Below are 16,548 nucleotides of genomic sequence, written 5' to 3'. Positions count from 1 at the left end.
AGTTAATTAAGTGCAATGACAGTTTAATCAAATGAACAAAGGAATTAAACATAGCATTGTTTTTAAATTTAAACTGAATCACTAGAAGGAGGCGTTTTTTCTGTGAGGTCTACTTGCCCTTCTATATATTGAATAGCATTTTGCAAACTTCCAAAAGCGTTAACTAAATTTTGACGGCCTTTATTCATTATTTCAGGATTTTTTGTTTCTGACATCATCCATACCCAAGTACGAATTAATGATTCTGGTGGAGCATTTTTCATGTATCAAATGGTCTTTAAAAGTAGTGAGTCCTCGCTTAGTATATCCTGCAAGGCAAGTTTCAATGAAGCCATTTTTTGTAACAATATCACACATTTTATGTTGCAATATCCAAAGGCTTGATTCTAAAAGCCTCGCAGCCAACACAACGGAAATTCATACAACTATGATAAAAATTGCAATAGGTTCTACTAACCCCATAAAAGTAAATGCGGTAAAAATGGCTACCTCAGAGGTATGGCCAAATCAAACGATTGATTGTTTTGGAATCAAAGCAGAGTCGAATGTTGCCGATCAACCAATGACGAGTGATGAAACTCTAAAAGGGGCGGTTAACAGGGTCAAATATTGTCAAAAACATTGCACAGCCGACTTCTATGTAGCAATTGAGGGTGGTGTAGATAACTTTGAATACGGCCCTGCCACATTTGCATATGTCGTTATTGCCAATCACGAGCGAAGCTCTGTAGGCCGCAGCAGTAATTTACCACTACCGCCAATCGTATATAAAGCGCTACTTAATGGCGATGAATTAGGTCCTGTGATGGACAACCTATTTAAGACAGATAATGTTAAACAAAAAGAAGGAGCCATAGGTCTATTAACTAAAAACCTTGCCACTAGAGAAAGCGTATATTCATTAGCTACCACACTCGCATTGGCACCCTTTATTAATCCAAGCTTATATACAGAGCAAGACTTATGAATATAACCCAAGAATTAAACTGCTGGTTTTAGACCGTCTCGTTTAATATTAGATCCCGCATCTTCAGAATATCTCTACCAGGGAGTATATCTATCACTTTACTATTGTTGTCAGCGGCAGGGTAAGTGGTAGCGACGCCCATAATCATTTTTGATGCAGTATCACAAGGCTAAATATTTAATGCAACAGTAAGGACGTCAGTCTGACGCCCATTATATTAGTAAGCCTTTACTATAGTATTTTGAGTGACCTGTTTTGAGTGTCCATCTGTTTAAGGATTAAGTTCGGTGCTTTTAATTTACCTCATTGGCTTCCCCCTGAGTTACCGACTAAACACTAAGCTAACAACAACCCCTTTGTCTCCTTTACTGTTATTTATATCTAATATTCCTTTATGATATTCAGCAATAATTTTTGCGACATACAACCCCAACCCTAAATGAGTTTGCGTTGAGTTTTGTTTCTTACGAACGGAAACCATAGAATCAAGTAATTGATCTTGCATGTTTTCTGGTAACAAACAGCCTAGGTTAGCAATGCTTAGAATACAGCCTTGATTTTGATCATCTAAACTCACTGTAATGACCGATCCCATTTCACTAAATTCCACGGCATTGGCAATAATTTTGTCCATCATTTGTGCGAACAACTCAGGAGACCCAGCAACAGTTACTCCCGTCTTAGAAATATTTAAGTCAAACACCCGGTTAGCATAAGCTAATTCATACCCAGCCACACAGCCTTCCAATAACTCACCCAATTCAAACTGTTCTCGTTCATTACTTTGCATAGCTTGCTCTAAACGAGTGGCTTCACTCATATTTGACAAAATTTTACTTAACCGAGTAATACCTAGTTTAGCCCTATCAAGATATTGTTTGTTATCTTTGCTTTGCTCCTCTAACAATAAATTATCTAAAGAGGAATTAACGATAGCCACTGGGGTACGCAGCTCATGGGACAATCGAGAAGCCATATTCTCTAAATATGAGTTGTATTGGCTCAGCTTACTCAGCACACTTGTGAAGGTACGAGATAAGTCACCTATTTCATCTCGAGTATGAGACGGCACAATGTCTCCAATTATCTTTCCTTGTTGGTCAATAGCGCCTTCAGTTTCGTTGCGTAATTTACGAATACGCCAAGACAATCTTGAAGCAATCGAAAATAAAGCTATGGTACTTAAGAGGATCACGAGCAAAATATAATGAAATTGTCTTTCTAAGGCGTTATTTCTTAAGGTTCGAATACCATGGGTGGTTTGTTCTACAACTACAGCTCCCATTACAGCATCGTCGATAAAAATAGGATGTGCAGCAGACATAATTACCGCTTTATTATCAGGACTTAATCGCCATAAAGAACTTGGTTTACCTGCTAAGGCTTCAATAATGTCTTGCCCTCGCAAAGAATAAGCATCTCGCAAATCATCAACAAAGTCTGCAGGAGGCTTAGTTAATATTTGATAGTACAAAGGCAATAACCAGTTAGTCTCTATATATTTCCACCAGCTTTGTGATGCATCAGTTTTTACATCAGTCTTTACCCCTTGAGCTTTGCTTATATCACCCGAACGCGCAAGTACCCGCATGTGTTTATCTACCACCCAAACCCTAGCGTTCGAATATTTTAAACCTTTTAATATTTTTTCAATTTCTGGAGAAGGCACCAAAACTGTACCTAACGAGTCGACCTTTGAAGTGTTTGCAGTTCCCACTATGTTCTCTACTTCCCGTGTAACTGGGTTGTCCACATCAACAATTGCAAAGGCTATCTTGCTCGACATCATGGCTAATGGAAACCGCAACTCTAACTGATAGCCATTATCCGTGTTGCGCCACTGTCCTTGAATTTGCCTCTCTAACCTTTCGGGTTGCAGAGACTCTAAATCATCTTTTAGCAAATAAGCATTAACCCAACCCTCTTCTGAGGGCGCCACAATATACCGTTGAAACTCCCCTATGGAGTCAGTCATTGCAATTTGTAAATGATCATTCTTGTCGACACGCAAGCTACTTTTGGGCCGCAACAAGACTGTATTGTCTGTGACATCAAACATGGCGTAGAGATAGCGGTCATACTGTCCAACCATATGCCGAAAGTGCAAACTACTAGCCTCATAATCGCTAACTTGGTCAATTAAGTTTTGTTGGGCGTATTCTATGGTCAATTGTTTATAATCTTGCCAATCATCTAGCCTGCCATCGAGCCGAATAGGGTAAGCAATCTTATAGGCATACAAATCTGTACCATGTTTAACATCTTTTAAGTAAGCCGACTGATTATCAAATAAAGCAGGTCTCTCATGCAGCGCAGTAGCAACCGCTCGAGCTGTACCCACCATAGTTTGCTCTTGTCCAATACGTAAATAGGTTTCCATTTCCCATACATATTGATACCCCAACCAGGGGATAGTCAGTAAAAAGGAGGAGAAAAATAGAAGTTTAGTTCTTAACCCAAACCTTACTCGGCTCATTGCCTAAAAGCCTTAACAGATTGAAATTCAATCGTTTTTATATTCATGACTAATTATTCTTCCATCTGTAACCCATGCCATATACGGTTTCAATGCAACTAAACTCATCATCTAGTTGTACAAACTTTTTACGAATACGCTTTATGTGCGAAGTAATAGTGGTGTCGTCTACCACCATTTTTGACTCATCCATTAACTGCTGACGGCTTTTCACATGACCCGAATACTTTGCAATGGCGTGTAACATCCAAAATTCTGTAACTGTTAATTCAATACTTTGGCCTTTCCAGCTTACCGTCATACGTTTACTGTCTACGGTTAAATCCCCAGTTTGAATAATATCACTGGGGAGTTGAGGCATGGTTAACAGTTCAGTTCTTCGAAACAGTGCAGCAATACGGGCCAACAAATGAGGCAGGCTAATATCTTTGGTAAGGTAATCATCAGCTCCCATACGCAGACCGCAAATGGTGTCGTAATCGTTATCTCTTGCGGTAAAAAAAATAATGGGTAAGGTTTTAGACAAGCTTCGCAATTGTTGACACACAGCAAAGCCTCCGTCTATTTCATCTTCAAGACCGATATCGATAATCGCTAAGTCTGGTAAACGCTGTAAGAATACCTGTTCTGCTAAAGTTCTATTACCATAGGCTTGCACTTCGTAGCCTTGTTTCGTTAGGGCTGCAATATAGTTTTCTCTAAGGGCTAGGTCATCTTCTACTAGGGCAATACGTTTAGACATGATTTCACTCTGTAATAATATATTTGCACTATATCGTAAAAAGTTGACTAGGTGAGGCCTTATAACCAAGGCCAATGCAATTTCCATTTTTTCGCCACAATTGCCCTCAACATTGCCATTTTGTCTCCCTGAACCGGCCACACAAACTTTGTTTACTAGAGAGGAATCAAACAACACTCTTGGAGAAAACAATGAAACTAATCAGTAAAAAAATCACAGCCGCCATCACCTTTACTTGTTTATTGTCGGGTAGCACATTTGCACAAGCAGCCACTAAAGAAGAACAAACCAACGAAATAATAGGCGTTAGCTCAGGCGCTATAATTGGAACAGTTTTAGCAGGTCCTGTAGGAGGCTTTGTTGCAGCTGTATTTGGTGCCATGATTGCCGAAGATGTTAACTCGGACAAACGCCTACTTCAGGCTGAATTGTCATTAGCAGATAAAGACCAACAGTTGCTCACCTTGCAACAAAATTTTCAACAAACCAAAGAGCGTACCACGATACAACTCGCCGCAATGGATCAAGCCTTGGAACAGAGTATTTCTGAAATAGAAAGCAACATTCAGTTCAAAACTGGATCATATGCCTTGGAACAGCACTACCAATCTCAGTTAGATTTAATTGCCAACACCCTAATAAAAAACCCCAAGTTGAGCATAAGCTTATCTGGCTTTGCCGACCAGCGAGGTGACAGCACCTTGAACCAAGCATTGTCAGAACAACGCACCATAACAGTAAAAAACTATCTTGAAGATAAAGGCGTAAAAAACAAGCAAGTAATCACTAACTCTTATGGTGAATCATTGTTAGTTAATGCAGAAAGTAACTATGAAGGGGACTTTTTTGACAGGAGGGTAATGTTGAAAGTATCAAGTGAGCAACCAGAAATGGCCACAGCTGCGACTCATTTAGACCATTAATTTAGGACACAATGATGCTATCACTACCTAAGCTTGCTCTTGTTAGTTTAGTGGTTATTGCCATAGGGGCGCTGCAACAAGCAGTGCCCGCTTTTACAGGCGAGCAATCCAAACTAGTAGACGCTCAACCTTCAAACGCACCACAACTAGCAGACTTAACCGTGCTGTCTAATCAGGCTGTCACAACCTATCAAGATACAGAAAACGGAACTTTATATTTAATAACAGACGAGCTCATTCAAGGGGCTGAAGGAAACAAAAACATACCCAAAACAACTATGAGTCCGTTGCTTAATACAAAAGTAGAAATAAACGTAAATGGCATTGTCGCCCGTACTAAACTCACTCAGTCCTTTAAAAATGCCAGTGAGAATTGGGTTAACGGCATGTATGTATTTCCTTTACCAGAAAATGCAGCAGTTGATCATTTAATGATGACAATTGGAGACCGAAAAATCGAAGGGAAAATACAAGAAAAGTCACAAGCAAAAAAATTGTTTACTCAAGCCAAATCCGAAGGCAAAAAAGTGAGTCTAGTCGCACAACATCGCCCTAATATATTTAGTAATCAAATTGCGAATATTGGACCAAATGAAACCATAGAAATCAGTATCGAGTATCAACAAACCTTAGATTTACAACAACGAGAATATAGTCTGCGTTTCCCCATGACAGTGGCACCTCGATATACCCCAGCTAATTCAGACGAAATCATTGATACAGCAATACCCATGACTGATATCAGTCCAGACCAAAATATTCAGTTATCAGTTAATTTACAGGCGGGTTTTGAGCTAGATAATATCGAAAGTGAGTTCCACTCCATAGCTCAAAGCCGCTTACCTGATGGCAGCTATAACATAACCTTAAATAACGATACTCAAGTAAATCGAGACTTTGTATTGCATTGGCAGCCAGAATTAGGGGTGGATCCTAAGGTTGCCCATTTGACTCAGCAGATTAATGGAGATGAGTATGGACTAATTATGATTAATGCCCCTAACAGTAAAGAATTTGTTTCGGCTTTGCCAAGGGAGGTTATCTTTGTATTAGATACATCGGGGTCGATGGAGGGTGAGTCAATCTTACAGGCCAAACAAGCTCTATTATTAGCCATTGAACAACTTAACGAACAAGATAGCTTTAATCTCATCGAGTTTAATAGCAGAGCGCAAAATTTATGGCGAGTCCCTAAAAAAGTAACAGCCACAACCAAAAAGCAAGCAGCTGACTTTGTAACTAGCTTAAAAGCCAACGGCGGCACCGAAATACACAGAGCCCTTAACTTGGCTTTCTCACTTAGCGCAAATCAAACAACTGAATCAAGTATGAGCCAAATCATATTTATAACAGATGGCAGTGTAGGGAATGAAGAGTCATTGATGCAGCTGATAAAAAGTGAGATTGGTTATTCTCGATTATTTACAGTGGGTATCGGCAGTGCTCCTAATACTTACTTTATGAGTGAAGCTGCCGAAATGGGAAGAGGTACCTATACCTATATTGGCTCTACCAGCCAAGTACAACAGAAAATGGCTGGCTTACTTACCAAGTTAAAGCACCCTACCCTTACAGATATAGAGTTATTACTAAGCTCATCTATTAAAAATTCAAAACAGAAAATAGAAATATACCCGAAGAAGATTAGTGACCTATATCTAGGGGAGCCATTAATTGTAAGTTATAAAGTATCTCACCCCTCAATAAAAACTGAAGACTCATTTGGTAAAACCACCTTAACTGGCCGTTACAGGGATCAAGATTGGCAACAACAATTACCTAAAACCGTTACCTCAAGAGAAGCTGGACTCAATGTGTTATGGGCAAGAAAAAAAATAAAACAACTCTCCCAAGATAAAAGACGAGCACAAATGCAGCCAACACATTCAGCAGACCTACAAAGCGAATATCAAGCCCAGATCACCAAGACTGCTATCGAGCATCATATAGTCAGTCAATATACCAGCTTGATAGCTTTAGACGTAACGTCTACAAAGCCGATGACGGAACATCACCACACACAAAAGCAGGCTGACTATTTAGCTAAAGCTAAACAAAATAGAGCAGCAACAATGGTAGGTAGCCTCCCCAAAACTGCTACAACCGCAGAATTAAAAATGATTATGGGTTTATTTATACTAGGATTAGCAATATGTATGCACTTACTTACAAGAAGAAAAGTTTAAGCCGAAGGCTCACCTCATTTATCTATAAATATAAATGGATAACATTGGTTTTACTCCTAGGGGCTTATCAATTTTCCAATGGTATCTATATATTTGCTAAAGCAGAATTAGCACAACGACTAATTGCTAGGGCGTGGCACAAAAGCCTTGATTTCAATGAGCAAGTTAAACCATGGCCATGGGCAGACACACACCCTATAGCTGAGTTACATATTAAGGATAAAACTTGGTTTGTACTAGCAGGAGCAAGTGGGCGTAATTTGGCCTTTGCACCTAGTCATGTTAGTGCGACTCCAAAACCAGGCCAAAGTGGCAATAGCGTAATTGTGGGTCATCGCGATACCCAGTTTAACAGTCTAAAAACATTACAGAAAGGCGACATTATTGACATTAGCACTCGCCATAAGCAACAAAGGTTTCAGATTATACAATTACGAATTGCCCATGAATCACAGGTTGAATATTTGCAAAATGATGAAACCATTAACGGTGTAGCGCTTGACGGAGTAAGCTTAACGCTAATTACTTGTTACCCCTTTGATAGTATATTACCCGACCCGAACCATAGATATGTAGTTAGAGCCATAGCCATTTGACTGTAGTAAATAACAGACAGGAAATCATGAATTGCGCAACAATAAACAGTTTAATTCTACAAACTTGCTGTATATCAAACAGTTAAAAATATGGAATGGATTTCGCTATACATTTAATAACGCAAGTAAAGCGGCTAACCGCTGAGTAAAATAATAAAAGGAATCAACAATGAATTTATCAAAAACGTCACTAGCAATCGCCTTAACTGCTCTAAGCATAAGTTTAAGTGCATGTACAGAAAGCCAAAAAGAAGCCACTGAAATTGCTAAAGAAGACGCAAAAGGCATCATGGAAGAAGCTAAAGAAAAATCGGTGACTTTATATGAAAAAACTAAAGCTGAAACCTCTGAACTGGTAGATGACGCTACAGAAATGGCAGAAGATGTGAAAGAGAGTGCATCTGAAACTTATGATGCAGCCAAAGAAAAAGCCAGCGATGCCTATGACGCAACGGCTGAAAAAGCAAGTGAAGTTATGGACACTACTAAAGAGAAAGCCTCTGAATTAAAAGCTGATGCCGCAGAAAAGATGAAAGAAGCCTGTATCGCAGCAAAAGAAAAAATGGATGAAGACTCAAAAGATTGTTAGTACGCTTGGTATTTAACAAAGTAAATTAGTCTATAAAAAGCAACAAAGAAGCACGCAATTTTTTTGTTGTTTTTTTACCTCATTCTCTTTCCAACTATTCCATTTTCAACCTTATTTAAACGCCTTTTATGTGTTCTGTGCTATGGTCTAAACTCTCAGTTTAGAATGTTAAAATAAGGAGACTCTTATGTCTTATGTAGATGGGTATATAGCCTCAGTTCTTAAAATTAACAAAGATAAATATATAGAGCACGCTAAAAGTGCAGCAGTTGTATTTAAAGAATATGGTGCACTCAAGATTGTAGAAAATTGGGAAGATGAGGTTCCCGATGGTGAAGTCACCTCGTTTCCAATGGCAGTCAAAAAACAACCAGATGAAGCTATAGTTTTTTCTTGGATAGTTTGGCCATCAAAAGGAGTTCGTGACTCAGGATGGCAAAAAGTAATGGAAGATCCACGCATGCAGCCAGATGAAAACCCTATGCCATTCGACGGTAAAAGGCTTATTTACGGAGGCTTCAATACCATATTGGATGTTTGACCTATATCAAATAATCAAAGCCTTACTCCTCTGATAGTGTACCCACCATCAATTGCTATTTCTTGCTCAGTAATAAAAGCCGAATCGTAAGAAAGAAGCCATCACCTAAACCTAAAGTGCTAGCAAATGTTTTAGCAATAGCAGCAACCATAACTACTTTGCCAATAGTAGCAGCCATGGCAGGAATAGTGTCTTCAGTTTCAAACCGATAACCTTTTATGGGGAAGTTTGGCCGCCAACGTTTTGGCTGCATGATTTGGCAATACATGCTCTAGATATACATCTTTACTATTGAATTCAGAACTAGGTTTATGGAGCTCTTCGTAACTACTGTAACCCGCCTCAGCCTCGGTAAAATTGGATGTATCAGTGCCAGCTTCAATTTGACTTATGTTCTTCATGGGAACCTTTAACTATAGTTTTTTAGCAGAAGCTATGTGACTGTATGGGGCGCAGGGTAGGTAATTATCGATAAACGGCATATAAGCAATAGGTCGTATACGGTAGAATAACGGGGTGGGTAAAGTTATACAGTTAAGTCACAATTCAACCTAACTGATGGACTAACTTGTGTTAGCACTAAGATAAGCACAATCTTAACTTGAAATGGTATAAACAGACGCAATATCATTAACGCTGAGCAAACCAAGCTCTCACTTCTATCACGTTCTTTTAGCAAGTTTTAGCCGCTAGAGTTCAATATACAATTCGATTTAACACATTAGCTGGCAGTTTATATGAACGCACTTAGCATTAAAGGGTTGACCAAAACTTATAAAGGCGGCACAAAAGCCTTACAAGGGATCAACCTTGAAGTAAAACAAGGGGATTTTTTCGCACTACTTGGGCCAAATGGTGCGGGTAAATCTACGACCATCGGTATTATTAGCTCTCTAGTCAATAAAACAGATGGCGAGGTAGATGTATTTGAATACTCCTTATCTGCACAGCCAGTTCAAGCCAAATCTTGTATTGGACTAGTACCCCAAGAGTTCAACTTCAATCAATTTGAAACACTGTCACAAATACTTATCAATCAAGCAGGTTACTATGGAGTGCCTAGGCATCTTGCTAAACCTAGGGCTGAAAAATATCTGAAGCAGCTAGATCTATGGGAAAAACGCAACTCACCTTCAAGGCAGCTGTCTGGAGGGATGAAAAGACGCTTAATGATAGCAAGGGCCCTAATGCATGAACCAAGAATGCTTATTCTAGATGAACCAACGGCGGGTGTAGACATCGAAATAAGACGTTCCATGTGGACATTTTTAAAAGAAATTAACGAGCAAGGTGTCACAATTATTCTCACTACCCATTATCTAGAAGAAGCTGAAATGCTATGTCGTAATGTTGCCATAATTGATAAAGGTAAAATTGTACAAAACACCAGTATGAAGGCTTTACTTGCCACCCTAAATATTGAAACTTTTGTACTAGATTTGTCTAAGAATATTAATTCTTTAACTATAGAAGGGTTTCAAAGCCGATTAACAGCTGAACATACCCTCGAAGTCGACGTACCTAAAAAAACCAGCTTGAACAATGTTTTCGAGCAGCTAACGAATCAAGATATTGAAGTCTTGAGTATGCGCAATAAGTCTAATCGCTTAGAAGAGCTATTTGTAAGGTTGGTAGAGTCTGGCCGTGCAGAGAAACAAAATACCGCTCAAGATACTGCATCTAATCCAGGAGCACACTCATGAACTCATTAAGTATGGTGGCCCTAAGAACAATTTGGATTAAAGAGTGCACAAGATTCTTGAGAATTTGGATCCAAACATTATTACCACCAGCCATTACAATGTCTTTGTATTTTGTGATTTTTGGTAACTTGATTGGCAGTCGTATTGGCGATATGGGAGGCTTTAGCTACATGGAGTTCATCGTACCAGGCCTTATTATGATGTCAGTAATCACCAATGCTTATGCGAATGTGTCATCTTCTTTTTATAGTGCTAAATATCAGCGTAATGTTGAAGAACTGCTAGTCGCTCCTGTTTCAAATTGGATTATTATTGCCGGTTACGTGGGGGGCGGTGTGGCTCGAGGCATGTTAGTAGGAGTTATTGTGACCTTAGTCTCACTCATATTCGTTGATATACACGTTCACAGTCTAACACTCATTTTAGTGACTTTGTTTTTAACCGCGGTTCTATTTTCTACCGCAGGACTCATAAACGGAATTTATGCTAATACCTTTGATGATGTCAGCATAGTGCCTACTTTTGTTTTAACGCCGCTCACCTACCTAGGCGGTGTATTTTACTCTTTGTCTTTATTACCTGAATTTTGGCAATGGGTAAGTAAAATTAACCCTATCGTATATATGGTGAACGGCTTTAGATACGGCTTTTTAGGTGTATCGGATATGAGTCAATACATCTCTTTGGGTATATTAGTGATATTTAATATCGCACTACTCGCCTTTGCTTATAGCTTGATTAAACGTGGCGTAGGTATCCGTAGTTAATGACGATTTAAGTAGAATTGATATGAAAAATTCAGCTCGCTCTATTACCACCAACCAAGTTGGTGTACATCAAAACCTTGAGAAGGTGGTAAGACGCCATCTCAATTCTACAAGCCAAAAACCATTATCAGATCACACTAAAGATGCGTTTCAAGAAGTATTAGTATGGTTAGGTGATTGGCAAGGCAATCTTATATTAGACTCATGTTGTGGGGTAGGAGAAAGCACAGCCAATATTGCCTTAGCACACCCAGAGGCTAAGGTAATAGGTGTTGATAAATCCGCACTACGGACTCAAAAACATCACGTATACTCAGTGGAGACAGACAACTACCTCGTAGTTCGAGCTGATTTACAAGACTTTTTAAGATTACTTGTTCTTGAAAATAAAAGGCTATATAAACATTACCTTTTATATCCAAACCCATATCCTAAATCTGCTCACTTACAACGCAGATGGTATGCTTCTTCTACTTTCGCAGACATACTAAAGTTAGGTGGTAAATTCGAGGTAAGAAGTAATTGGAAGTTGTATATAGAAGAATTTGCACATGCTCTACATATCGCAAATATTCAAAGTGACATCACTCAAGTTGAAAAAATCACTCCTATGACCCCATTTGAACGAAAGTATTGGGAAAGTGGTCAAGATGCCTGGAAGGTAACCGCTACCCTCCCTGCTATCTACACCTAATAACTTCCCATAATTAATTGGCATCTGCTTTAGGCTGGCTAAAGTAAAAGCCTTGCGCATATTTTAGACCTAGTTCTCTTACTTTTTTAAGGGTATCTTGCTGTTCAATATGTTCAGCAATAAGCATGACGCCATTCTTCCTTGATGCACTAATCAGTAATTCAAGTTCAACAATTGAATTGCCGTCATCAGACTCGAATAAACTGCCCGCCACTTTAATCGCTGACACAGGAAGCTTGAGGATTTTTTGAACATTCTCGTTGCTCAATTCAAAATGGTCGATGATAATTTTCACACCGTACTCAGCACACATTTGCGCAAACGACAGAAAGCTTTCTACTTCAGATAGAGCATTTTGAGCGGTAATTTCAATAGATACCCTATTAGGGTTGGGATATTCACTTAACTGAGACCGGAAAAACTGAATAATATCAGAGTCTGTCATATCACAAAGACTAACATTAATATTCCATGCCATGTTAATGTCCCTAAAATAGCTAGCACTTCGCTTAAAAATAGTTTCTGTTAGCTGGGCTACAGTGTGGTGCCTTTCTACCAAGAACAAAAACTGACTTGGTAGGTAAGTGTTGTCATGCAGATTAACTAAACGCGCTAAACACTCATAACTCCATACAGTATTATTCTCTAAATCTATGATTGGCTGAAAAAAGGGAACGACGCTTTCTAGACTAAAACTATCTGTAACTTCCGTGACTTGCATATTTGTAACTAATGATTTTAAGTGATCGTCATTTAATATAACAACTTGTTTACAAAGTTAACATAGCAAAACATGCGACTATAGACACTTCCTTTGAATATTAAACTACCCCCATTTTTATTAACGATTCCTCACTCAAACCATTAAGAGCAATACAGAATGCTTTTTTTGCATGAAATTTTGCTACAAGCCCCAATACTCTTAGCTATACCTATTGGTCTATAAGACGATTTCATGTAAAGTTCGCGACTCATCCGATTTCATATAAGGTAACAACGTGAGTGGAGCTGAGGTTAGTTTAGATCATTTGTACAAGGTATTTACTATGCCTGAAGGCAAAGATTCTAAGCTTGCACAAATTGAACAACATCTTTCGGATAACTTATCAGATTTCTTATCTCAACACGTTGTGACTAAAGTGAAATCACTGGAGCAAATCGAAAAGCACTTTTCAAAAAGTAGCGTTCCAGAAGATCCAGAGTTTGTTTCAAAACATGCGGAAGACTTGCTTGATAAACTTGTAGCTAATTCTGTTAATACTTATTCGCCTTCATTTATAGGCCATATGACATCAGCATTGCCTTATTTTCATTTACCTTTAGCTAAGCTCTTGGTGGGTTTAAATCAAAACCTGGTGAAAATAGAGACATCAAAAGCCTTCACCCCCCTTGAACGTCAAGTGTTAGGCATGATGCATGAATTAGTCTACAAACAATCGGATGATTTTTATAACACTTACCTACACAGCGCAAACCACGCTCTCGGAGCTTTTTGCTCTGGTGGTACCTTAGCTAACATTACCGCTCTATGGGTAGCCCGAAACAAAGCACTGCCCGCAACCACACAGTTTAAAGGAGTAGCACAAGACGGTTTAGCTGCAGGTATGATCCATCATGGCTACAAGAAAATGGGTATAATTTCTTCCAAAAGAGGGCACTATTCTCTTTCAAAAGCTGTTGATGTTCTTGGCTTAGGTAGACAGCAAATGCTTACTATCGACTCACCGTCGCAACGTTTATGCCCCCAAAAAACATTAGAAGTTGGTCGTCAGTATCAACAAGCAGGGAATAAAGTATTAGCCATAGTCGGTATTGCTGGCACAACTGAAACTGGGCATATAGATCCACTTAATGAATTGGCAGACGTTGCTGAAGAACTAGGGTGTCACTTTCATGTAGATGCAGCTTGGGGCGGTGCCACATTATTTTCTAATGAACATAGCCAACTATTAAAAGGCATTTCTAGAGCCGATTCTGTGACATTAGATGCTCATAAACAAATGTACGTACCCATGGGGGCAGGTATGGTGTTATTTAAAGATCCTAACGATAGCAATACTGTCCGTCACCATGCCCAATATATTTTAAGAGCTGGCTCAAAAGACCTTGGAGCAACTACCATCGAAGGGTCTCGCAACGGCATGGCAATGATGGTCTATGCCTCATTGCATATATTTGGCCGCAAAGGGTATGAGCTGCTAATTAATCAGAGTATTGATAAATCCAGAACCTTTGCGAGAATGATCCAATCTCACCCTGATTTTGAACTGGTAACCTCCCCTACTTTGTCATTACTAACCTACCGGGTTAACCCTGAAGAAGTCCAACAGAAAACTAAAGCCCAACCGCAAATTAGTCATGCTCTTAATATGGAGTTAGATAAATTAACGGTATCTGTCCAGAAACAACAAAGGGAAGCCGGAAAATCATTCGTATCTCGAACTCGCCTACAAACAGAAAAGTATCCAGATCAAGCAATTACGGTTTTTCGGGTAGTATTAGCGAATCCATTAACGACAGAAACCGATTTACAAAATATTTTGGATGAACAAATAGCTATAGCGACCAACACAAAGGTATGGAAAGATCTTTGTTATAAACATAAAAAAGCGAGCTGATTTGCTCGCTTCTGTATGCTTAGTAAACACTACAATTTAATCTGTATATTATCGATTAACCTTGTTTTTCCTAAAAATGCCGCAGCTAATAATACTAAGTCGGTATCTTCATGGCCAGGTTGTAGCAAAGTCTCATCATTACGAATTTCTAAATAATCAGGGCTAAAGCCTAGCTCGGCTAACTGACTTTTATACTCGTCGGTAAGCCTGTTGAAATCTCGTCGCCCCCCCATGATTTCTTTTACCATAGACTGCATTTTTACATATAAAGTAGGCGCTAACTTACGCTCTTCATCGATTAAATACTGATTTCTAGAACTCATAGCTAAACCATCGTCTTCACGAGTAGTCGGGACACCAAACACTTTTAAGTTCATAGATAAATCAGTCACCATGGCCTTTATAACCTGTAGTTGCTGAAAATCTTTCTCGCCAAAGAAAGCTAAATTGGGTTGTACCATATTAAAGAGTTTACATACTATAGTGGCCACGCCTCTAAAGTGCCCAGGGCGACTTGCTCCACATATCATGTAAGAAATACCAGGGACTTCAACAAAGGTTTGTTGTTCTAGGCCCCTTGCATAAATATCGCTAACTTGAGGCAAAAACAAGGCTTCAACAGCTAACTCTTCTAATAAACGTTTATCGTTTTCAATCGTTTTTGGATAAGCCTCTAAATCTTCATCAGGTCCAAATTGCATGGGGTTAACGAAGATTGAAACAACAACAATATCTGCATGCTTTTTAGCTTCTCTTACTAGGTTCAAATGACCTTGGTGCAAATTTCCCATGGTGGGAACAAACGCGATAATTTTACCGCTATTTTGCCAAGTGCGCCTAACTTCACGGAGATCTGGGATATCATTTATAACTCGCATAAACTTAATTTACCTTACTAGCTTTAGTTAAAGCTATGTTCATCACTAGGGAAGCTGCCGTCTTGTACTTCTTGAATATAATGTCTGACTGCTTCGCGCATATCGGTAGTGTGCTGTAAATAATTTTTCGAAAATTTTGGCATGTAGTTAGCACTGATACCAAACATGTCGTGCATCACTAAAATCTGCCCGTCAGTCTTTGCTCCTGCCCCTATTCCAATAACAGGAATACTTAGGCGATCTGATATTTTAGCGGCTAAATCTGTTGGGACACATTCCAGCACTAACATCTGAATACCCGCTTGTTCTAACTGAATGGCTTGATCGAGAATTCGCTCTGCTTGCAAGTCGTTACGCCCTTGAACTTTAAAGCCTCCAAACACATGCACTGATTGTGGCGTTAAGCCCAGGTGACCGCACACTGGGACACTTCGCTCATGTAATCCTTTAATGGTCTCTAATAGCCACTCGCCACCTTCAAGCTTCACCATACTCGCGCCAGCACGCATTAATTCGGCAGCATTTAAATAACTTTGTTCAGGTGTGGAATAAGACATGAAGGGCATATCGGCAACAACAAAGGCTCTGTCTACTCCTGCTCGTACCGAGCGCGTGTGATAAGCGATATGCTCTATTGTCACACTCAAGGTATCGTCATCACCTTTTAGCACCATGCCTAGAGAGTCACCAATCAGTAAAACGTCTACCCCTTGCTCATCAAATAATTTTGCAAAACTTGCATCATACGCTGTCAGTGCGGTGATTTTTGTGTTGTCTTGCTTCATTTTTAGCAAGGTTGAAGTCGTCACTTTCTTCATTTGAGGTACCTCAATATCTTTTTTTGATCAATAACATTTTGATGACCGAC

The 16,548-nt window shown here is 39.3% G+C and carries 16 protein-coding genes and 1 pseudogene; 10 read left to right on the top strand and 7 right to left on the bottom strand.

Annotated features, from left to right (window positions below; translation table 11 throughout):
* Window positions 1–68: 68 nt before the first annotated feature.
* Complete coding sequence (locus tag ABJD71_RS00635) at window positions 69–263, bottom strand: hypothetical protein (RefSeq protein ID WP_348162981.1); 195 nt, start codon at window positions 261–263, stop codon at window positions 69–71.
* 164 nt (window positions 264–427) lie between these two features.
* On the opposite strand from ABJD71_RS00635, the gene yjjX reads away from it, so the two are divergent.
* Entirely contained in the window at window positions 428–967 is a 540-nt protein-coding gene (gene yjjX / locus ABJD71_RS00630; protein ID WP_348163490.1) for an inosine/xanthosine triphosphatase, read from the top strand.
* Between the two features lie 322 nt (window positions 968–1,289).
* Here the strand turns inward: yjjX and pdsS are convergent, their stop codons facing one another.
* On the bottom strand, window positions 1,290–3,443 hold the full coding sequence (gene pdsS, locus ABJD71_RS00625; protein ID WP_348162979.1) for a proteobacterial dedicated sortase system histidine kinase: 2,154 nt from the start codon (window positions 3,441–3,443) through the stop codon (window positions 1,290–1,292).
* Window positions 3,444–3,492: 49 nt separating this feature from the next.
* Entirely contained in the window at window positions 3,493–4,185 is a 693-nt protein-coding gene (pdsR, locus tag ABJD71_RS00620; RefSeq protein ID WP_348162976.1) for a proteobacterial dedicated sortase system response regulator, read from the bottom strand.
* A gap of 191 nt (window positions 4,186–4,376) precedes the next feature.
* Between pdsR and pdsO the strand changes: the two genes are divergently transcribed.
* The 5 genes from pdsO to ABJD71_RS00595 all read left to right on the top strand — a co-directional run bounded on the left by pdsO (window position 4,377) and on the right by ABJD71_RS00595 (window position 9,020).
* On the top strand, window positions 4,377–5,108 hold the full coding sequence (gene pdsO, locus ABJD71_RS00615; RefSeq protein ID WP_348162973.1) for a sortase-associated OmpA-like protein PdsO: 732 nt from the start codon (window positions 4,377–4,379) through the stop codon (window positions 5,106–5,108).
* 11 nt (window positions 5,109–5,119) lie between these two features.
* Window positions 5,120–7,294, top strand: a complete 2,175-nt coding sequence (locus ABJD71_RS00610; protein ID WP_348162970.1) for a marine proteobacterial sortase target protein — start codon at window positions 5,120–5,122, stop codon at window positions 7,292–7,294.
* The gene (locus ABJD71_RS00605) at window positions 7,261–7,890 is read left to right on the top strand and encodes a class GN sortase (RefSeq protein ID WP_348162967.1); all 630 of its coding nucleotides are present in this window, start codon (window positions 7,261–7,263) and stop codon (window positions 7,888–7,890) included. The genes ABJD71_RS00610 and ABJD71_RS00605 overlap by 34 nt, the downstream gene beginning before the upstream one ends.
* A gap of 169 nt (window positions 7,891–8,059) precedes the next feature.
* Entirely contained in the window at window positions 8,060–8,479 is a 420-nt protein-coding gene (locus ABJD71_RS00600; RefSeq protein ID WP_348162964.1) for a hypothetical protein, read from the top strand.
* 187 nt (window positions 8,480–8,666) lie between these two features.
* A complete protein-coding gene (locus ABJD71_RS00595; protein WP_348162961.1) occupies window positions 8,667–9,020 on the top strand; it encodes a DUF1428 domain-containing protein in 354 nt (117 codons plus the stop codon).
* 88 nt (window positions 9,021–9,108) lie between these two features.
* Here the strand turns inward: ABJD71_RS00595 and ABJD71_RS00590 are convergent.
* Window positions 9,109–9,421: pseudogene (locus ABJD71_RS00590) on the bottom strand (DUF3360 family protein); the annotation flags it as partial.
* A gap of 336 nt (window positions 9,422–9,757) precedes the next feature.
* Between ABJD71_RS00590 and ABJD71_RS00585 the strand changes: the two are divergent.
* The 3 genes from ABJD71_RS00585 to ABJD71_RS00575 are packed head-to-tail and all read left to right on the top strand — an operon-like array spanning window position 9,758 to window position 12,184.
* The gene (locus tag ABJD71_RS00585) at window positions 9,758–10,723 is read left to right on the top strand and encodes an ABC transporter ATP-binding protein (protein ID WP_348162958.1); all 966 of its coding nucleotides are present in this window, start codon (window positions 9,758–9,760) and stop codon (window positions 10,721–10,723) included.
* On the top strand, window positions 10,720–11,490 hold the full coding sequence (locus ABJD71_RS00580; RefSeq protein ID WP_348162955.1) for an ABC transporter permease: 771 nt from the start codon (window positions 10,720–10,722) through the stop codon (window positions 11,488–11,490). Before ABJD71_RS00585 ends, ABJD71_RS00580 begins: the two co-directional genes overlap by 4 nt.
* Before the next feature lie 22 nt (window positions 11,491–11,512).
* Window positions 11,513–12,184, top strand: a complete 672-nt coding sequence (locus ABJD71_RS00575) for an SAM-dependent methyltransferase (protein WP_348162953.1) — start codon at window positions 11,513–11,515, stop codon at window positions 12,182–12,184.
* Between the two features lie 13 nt (window positions 12,185–12,197).
* Here the strand turns inward: ABJD71_RS00575 and ABJD71_RS00570 are convergent, their stop codons facing one another.
* Window positions 12,198–12,905 carry an EAL domain-containing protein gene (locus ABJD71_RS00570; RefSeq protein ID WP_348162951.1) on the bottom strand — a complete coding sequence of 236 codons (708 nt, stop codon included), beginning with the start codon at window positions 12,903–12,905 and terminating at the stop codon, window positions 12,198–12,200.
* 277 nt (window positions 12,906–13,182) lie between these two features.
* Between ABJD71_RS00570 and panP the strand changes: the two genes are divergently transcribed.
* Complete coding sequence (gene panP / locus ABJD71_RS00565; protein WP_348162949.1) at window positions 13,183–14,802, top strand: pyridoxal-dependent aspartate 1-decarboxylase PanP; 1,620 nt, start codon at window positions 13,183–13,185, stop codon at window positions 14,800–14,802.
* 29 nt (window positions 14,803–14,831) lie between these two features.
* Here the strand turns inward: panP and panC are convergent, their stop codons facing one another.
* Together panC and panB are read right to left on the bottom strand one after the other, a co-directional pair.
* Window positions 14,832–15,680, bottom strand: a complete 849-nt coding sequence (gene panC, locus ABJD71_RS00560) for a pantoate--beta-alanine ligase (RefSeq protein WP_348162946.1) — start codon at window positions 15,678–15,680, stop codon at window positions 14,832–14,834.
* A 23-nt stretch (window positions 15,681–15,703) separates the two neighbouring features.
* Window positions 15,704–16,498 carry a 3-methyl-2-oxobutanoate hydroxymethyltransferase gene (gene panB, locus ABJD71_RS00555; RefSeq protein WP_348162943.1) on the bottom strand — a complete coding sequence of 265 codons (795 nt, stop codon included), beginning with the start codon at window positions 16,496–16,498 and terminating at the stop codon, window positions 15,704–15,706.
* Between the last annotated feature and the right edge of the window lie 50 nt (window positions 16,499–16,548).

This window comes from Paraglaciecola sp. (assembly GCF_039943935.1).
GTDB lineage: Bacteria > Pseudomonadota > Gammaproteobacteria > Enterobacterales > Alteromonadaceae > Paraglaciecola.
The sequence above is the reverse complement of the archived record's forward strand: the minus strand, read 5'-3'. Positions and strand labels throughout refer to the sequence as shown.

Excerpts from the sequence above, each read along its gene's own strand:
- ABJD71_RS00580 (WP_348162955.1), top strand. The coding sequence starts at position 10,720 with ATGAACTCATTAAGTATGGTGGCCCTAAGAACAATTTGGATTAAAGAG.
- pdsO (WP_348162973.1), top strand. The coding sequence starts at position 4,377 with ATGAAACTAATCAGTAAAAAAATCACAGCCGCCATCACCTTTACTTGT.
- panC (WP_348162946.1), bottom strand. The coding sequence starts at position 15,680 with ATGCGAGTTATAAATGATATCCCAGATCTCCGTGAAGTTAGGCGCACT.
- ABJD71_RS00585 (WP_348162958.1), top strand. The coding sequence starts at position 9,758 with ATGAACGCACTTAGCATTAAAGGGTTGACCAAAACTTATAAAGGCGGC.
- ABJD71_RS00610 (WP_348162970.1), top strand. The coding sequence starts at position 5,120 with ATGATGCTATCACTACCTAAGCTTGCTCTTGTTAGTTTAGTGGTTATT.
- ABJD71_RS00635 (WP_348162981.1), bottom strand. The coding sequence starts at position 263 with ATGAAAAATGCTCCACCAGAATCATTAATTCGTACTTGGGTATGGATG.
- yjjX (WP_348163490.1), top strand. The coding sequence starts at position 428 with ATGATAAAAATTGCAATAGGTTCTACTAACCCCATAAAAGTAAATGCG.
- ABJD71_RS00570 (WP_348162951.1), bottom strand. The coding sequence starts at position 12,905 with ATGCAAGTCACGGAAGTTACAGATAGTTTTAGTCTAGAAAGCGTCGTT.
- panB (WP_348162943.1), bottom strand. The coding sequence starts at position 16,498 with ATGAAGAAAGTGACGACTTCAACCTTGCTAAAAATGAAGCAAGACAAC.
- ABJD71_RS00605 (WP_348162967.1), top strand. The coding sequence starts at position 7,261 with ATGTATGCACTTACTTACAAGAAGAAAAGTTTAAGCCGAAGGCTCACC.
- ABJD71_RS00600 (WP_348162964.1), top strand. The coding sequence starts at position 8,060 with ATGAATTTATCAAAAACGTCACTAGCAATCGCCTTAACTGCTCTAAGC.
- ABJD71_RS00595 (WP_348162961.1), top strand. The coding sequence starts at position 8,667 with ATGTCTTATGTAGATGGGTATATAGCCTCAGTTCTTAAAATTAACAAA.
- pdsR (WP_348162976.1), bottom strand. The coding sequence starts at position 4,185 with ATGTCTAAACGTATTGCCCTAGTAGAAGATGACCTAGCCCTTAGAGAA.
- pdsS (WP_348162979.1), bottom strand. The coding sequence starts at position 3,443 with ATGAGCCGAGTAAGGTTTGGGTTAAGAACTAAACTTCTATTTTTCTCC.
- ABJD71_RS00575 (WP_348162953.1), top strand. The coding sequence starts at position 11,513 with ATGAAAAATTCAGCTCGCTCTATTACCACCAACCAAGTTGGTGTACAT.